The sequence below is a fragment of the Streptomyces sp. B1866 genome (assembly GCF_031932565.1).
GTDB lineage: Bacteria > Actinomycetota > Actinomycetes > Streptomycetales > Streptomycetaceae > Streptomyces.
In genome coordinates this window covers 1-4,880 of the sequence record NZ_JAVSCF010000356.1, presented here as the reverse complement: position 1 = coordinate 4,880, position 4,880 = coordinate 1, and the positions used below count along the sequence as shown (strand labels likewise).

3 protein-coding genes are annotated in these 4,880 nt (G+C 77.5%); all 3 read left to right on the top strand.

Annotated features, from left to right (window positions below):
• Positions 1 to 2,433: nicotinate-nucleotide--dimethylbenzimidazole phosphoribosyltransferase (gene cobT, locus RKE29_RS27880; protein WP_312008460.1), on the top strand; the 2,433-nt coding region annotated here is incomplete at its 5' end.
• Between the two features lie 261 nt (positions 2,434 to 2,694).
• Positions 2,695 to 3,918, top strand: coding sequence for a uroporphyrinogen-III C-methyltransferase (gene cobA, locus RKE29_RS27875; RefSeq protein WP_312008459.1), 1,224 nt, complete (start codon positions 2,695 to 2,697; stop codon positions 3,916 to 3,918).
• 63 nt (positions 3,919 to 3,981) lie between these two features.
• Positions 3,982 to 4,800: an RNA methyltransferase gene (locus RKE29_RS27870; protein WP_312008458.1), complete on the top strand. Its 819-nt coding sequence runs from the start codon at positions 3,982 to 3,984 to the stop codon at positions 4,798 to 4,800.
• The last annotated feature ends 80 nt before the right edge of the window (positions 4,801 to 4,880 follow it).

Below are 4,880 nucleotides of genomic sequence, written 5' to 3'. Positions count from 1 at the left end.
GAGGCTCCCGCCGCGCCGGACGGGACCGCCCCGCACGGCGAGCCGGCCGCCCCCGACGCGCACCAGCCGGCGGCCGAACCGGCCCCGGCGGCTGCCGCCGAACCGGACCCGCGGGCGGCGGTCGAGCTGCCGTCCGCCGTTCCCGGCCCGGACCCGGCGGCCGCGCAGACCGCTTCCGGGCCATCCGTTCCGCCGTCCGCGGAGGTGGCCGAGGTCCCGGCGCCGGACGCCCGCCCGGCCCAGCCCGCCGCCGGGCCGCCGGAGGACGGGCCCGCCGCCCAGGACGGCCTCGGCGCCGTGCCCGTACCGCCGGGCCACGCGATAAGCACCGGCACCGACGCACCCGTCACCGGCCCGCCCCCGCAGGTGCCGGGCCATGATGTCCCGGACGGTCCGGACGCCTCTGCCGCCGTGCCTGAGGAGGTCTCCGCGCAGCCGGAGACGGCCGCCGCGGCGCCGCCGTCCGAGGCCGTTGCGCAGCCCGCGGCCCGGCCCGAGCCGCAGGACGGCCCGCCCGCCGCCGGAAGCGAGCCGGTCGAGCCGGTCGGGCCGACGGAGCTGGCTGCCCAGCCTGAGCCCGCACCCGACCCGGCCGAGGCGGCCGCCGACGAGCAGCCGTCCGCCGCCGCCGGGCCCGTCGCGGCCGACGCCGCCCCCGCCGAGGCCCCCGCGCCGCCGGAGCCCGGGCAGCCGGGCACCCCGCCCGCCGAGGGCTACGGCGAGGCCGAGCGCGCCGCCGTCCACCGGGTCATCCGCGAGCGCCGTGACATCCGCAACGGCTTCCGCCCCGACCCGATCCCCAACGAGGTGCTGCGCCGCGTCCTGGAGGCCGCGCACACCGCGCCCAGCGTCGGCCACTCCCAGCCGTGGGACTTCGTCGTCATCCGCTCGGAGGAGACCCGCCGCACCCTGCACGAGCTGGCCCAGCGCCAGCGCGAGGCGTACGCGTCCTCGCTGCCGAAGGCGCGGGCCAAGCAGTTCCGGCCGCTGAAGGTCGAGGCCATCCTCGACACGCCGGTCAACATCGTCGTCACCGCCGACCCGACCCGCGGCGGCCGGCACACCCTCGGCCGGCACACCCAGCCGCAGATGGCGCCGTACTCCTCCGCGCTCGCCGTGGAGAACCTGTGGCTGGCCGCCCGGGCGGAGGGCCTGGGCGTGGGCTGGGTCAGCTTCTTCGACGAGCGCGAGATGGTGCGCGCCCTGGGCCTGCCCGAGCACCTGGAGGTCGTGGCGTACCTGTGCGTCGGGTACGTGGACGAGTTCCCGGACGAGCCGGAGCTGATGCGGGCCGGCTGGTCCCGGCGCCGCCCGCTGTCCTGGGTGGTCCACGAGGAGGAGTACGGGCGGCGCGCGCTGCCCGGCGAGGACCCGCACGACCTGCTCGCCGAGACCCTGCGGGGCATCCGGCCGCTGGACGCGAAGGCGCTCGGCGAGGCGTGGGACCGGCAGAAGCGGATGACCAAGCCGTCGGGCGCGCTCGGCATGCTGGAGATCATCTCGGCCCAGCTGTGCGGCCTGTCCCGCCAGTGCCCGCCGCCGATCCCCGAGCCCGCCGCCGTGGCGATCTTCGCGGGCGACCACGGCGTGCACGCCCAGGGCGTCACCTCCTGGCCGCAGGAGGTCACCGCGCAGATGGTCGCCAACTTCCTGGCCGGCGGAGCGGTGTGCAACGCGTTCGCGGGCCAGGTCGGCGCCGAGGTGTGCGTCGTGGACGTGGGCGTCGCGGGCGACCTGCCGAGCACCCCGGGCCTGCTGCCGCGCAAGGTGCGGGCCGGCACCGCCGACTTCACCGCCGGTCCCGCGCTCACCCGCGAGGAGGCGCTGCGCGGCATCGAGGTGGGCATCGAGACGGCCCGCGACCTGGTGGCCGCGGGCAACAAGGCCCTCCTCACCGGTGAGATGGGCATCGCGAACACCACCGTGTCCGCCGCGCTCATCGCCGTCTACACCGGCGTGGACCCGGCCGAGGTGACCGGGCGCGGCACGGGCATCAACGACGAGACGCACGCCCGCAAGGTCGCCACCGTCCGGCGCGGCCTGGAGCTGCACCAGCCCGACCCGGACGACCCGATCGGCGTGCTCGCCGCGTTCGGCGGCCTGGAGCACGCCGCGATGGCGGGGCTGCTGCTCGGCGGCGCGTCCCTGCGCACCCCGGTGATCCTGGACGGGGTCAGCGCGGGCGCGGCGGCGCTGGTCGCCCGGGCCATCGCCCCCGAGGTGCTGGCGGCCTGCATCGCCGGCCACCGCAGCGCGGAGCCCGGCCACATGGCGGCGCTGAACAAGCTGGGACTGCGGCCGCTGGTCGACCTCGACCTGCGGCTGGGCGAGGGCACCGGCGCGCTGCTCGCGCTGCCGCTGGTGCAGAGCGCGGCGCGCGCGATGCACGAGGTCGCCACGTTCGACGCCGCGGGGGTCACCGAGAAGGGCTGACCCGCCGCGCCGCGGCCCCGCGTGGGCCGGTCCCGCCCGGGCCGGTCCGCGGGAGCCTGGTGCCCGGTCCGTCCGGGTCCGTGTGGGGCCGTCGGCATACCGGACCGTTCGGTACCGGTTACCCCCGCCGTCCGGGACGGTCCGGTCCGCGGCCGCGCCCCGTAGGGTGTTCGCCGGGGGCCGAGCCGCGCCCCCAAGTCACGTTCCGCCGCTTCAGCGCCGCAGCGGCAGCGCATTTCGTACGAGGAGAGCCGCACCGCCATGCCCGAGAACTTCGCGTACCCCGTCGGCCTGCGTCTCACCGGGCGGCGCGTGGTCGTCCTCGGCGGCGGCGAGGTCGCGCAGCGCCGACTGCCCGCGCTGATCGCGGCCGGCGCGGACATCGTGCTGATCTCGCCGTCCGCCACCCCGTCCGTCGAGGCGATGGCCGAGGCGGGCGAGCTGCGCTGGGAGCGCCGCAGGTACCGGGAGGGCGACTTCGAGGGCGCCTGGTACGCGCTGATCACCACCGACGACCCGCGGGCCAACGCGGCGGCGTCCGCCGAGGCCGAGGCCCGCCGCGTGTGGTGCGTGCGCAGCGACGACGCCGAGGCCGCGTCCGCCTGGACCCCGGCCACCGGGCGCAGCGAGGGCGTCACCGTGGCCGTGCTCACCGGCCGTGACCCGCGCCGCTCCGCCGCCGTACGGGACGCCGTGGTCGAGGGGCTGCGCGACGGCACGCTCGCCGCGCCGCACCACCGGGCCCGTACGCCCGGGGTGGCGCTGGTGGGCGGCGGCCCGGGCGACCCCGACCTGATCACCGTGCGCGGGCGGCGGCTGCTGGCCGAGGCCGACGTGGTGGTCGCCGACCGGCTCGGCCCGCGCGACCTGCTGGACGAGCTGCCGCCGCACGTCGAGGTGATCGACGCGGCCAAGATCCCCTACGGCCGGTACATGGCCCAGGAGGCGATCAACAACGCGCTGATCGAGCACGCCAAGGCGGGCAAGGCGGTGGTGCGGCTCAAGGGCGGCGACCCGTTCGTCTTCGGACGCGGCATGGAAGAGGTGGCGGCGCTGGCCGAGGCGGGCATCGCGTGCACCGTGGTGCCGGGCGTGACCAGCGCGATCAGCGTGCCGAGCGCGGCCGGCATCCCCGTCACGCACCGGGGCGTGGCGCACGAGTTCACGGTGGTCAGCGGGCACGTGGCGCCGGACGACCCGAGTTCGCTGGTGGACTGGGCGGCGCTGGCCCGGCTGCGCGGCACGCTGGTGCTGCTGATGGCCGTCGAGAAGATCGGCGCCATCGCCGCGGCGCTGGTGGCGCACGGCCGGGGCGCCGACACGCCCGTGGCGGTCGTGCAGGAGGGCACCACGGCCGCGCAGCGGCGCGTGGACGCCACGCTGGCCACGGTGGCGGACGCGGTCGCGGCCGCCGGGATACGGCCGCCCGCGGTCGTCGTGGTGGGCGAGGTCGTGGCCCTCGGCCAGGACGGCCACCTCGGGTAACCCCTGGTAGCGCAGGGCGGGCGCGTCATTGGCACCCGGGCCCCGACAGGGCAGTATCACCCTGTGGCCGATCTCTGTACCGTGGACGACCCCGACGACCCGCGCCTGCGCGACTACACCGGTCTGACCGACGTGGAGCTGCGCCGCAGACGCGAGCCCGCCGAGGGCCTGTTCATCGCCGAGGGCGAGAAGGTGATCCGGCGGGCCAGCCACGCCGGATACCCGATGCGGTCCATGCTGCTGTCCGAGAAGTGGCTCGACGTGATGGGCGACGTCGTCGAGGAGGCCACGGCGCCGGTCTACGTGGTCAGCCCGGAGCTCGCCGAACGGGTGACGGGCTACCACGTGCACCGCGGCGCGCTCGCCGCCATGCGGCGCAAACCGCTGCCGGACGCGGGCGAGCTGCTGGCCGCGGCCCGGCGGGTGGCCGTCCTGGAAGCCGTCAACGACCACACCAACATCGGCGTGGTCTTCCGCAGCGCGGCGGCCCTCGGCATGGACGCGGTGCTGCTCTCGCCGGACTGCGCCGACCCGCTCTACCGCAGGTCGGTGAAGGTGTCGATGGGCGCGGTCTTCTCCGTGCCGTACGCGCGTCTGGAGACCTGGCCGCGCGGCCTGGAGGCGGTGCGCGACGCCGGGTTCACCCTCCTCGCGCTCACGCCCGACCAGCAGGCCGCGCCGCTGCACGAGGCCGCCCCGCACCGGCTGGACCGGGTCGCGCTGATGCTGGGCGCCGAGGGCACCGGGCTGTCCCGGCAGGCCCTGGTGGCGGCGGACGAGTGGGTGCGCATCCCGATGTCGCACGGCGTGGACTCGCTGAACGTGGGCGCCGCGGCCGCCGTGGCGTTCTACGCGGTGGCGGCGGGCCGCCCGGGCGGCTGAGCCGCGCCCGCGCCCGGCGGACGCGTCGGCCCGTACGGCGCGCGCCGCGCCCTGGGACGGCCGCCGGGCGCGCCGTACGG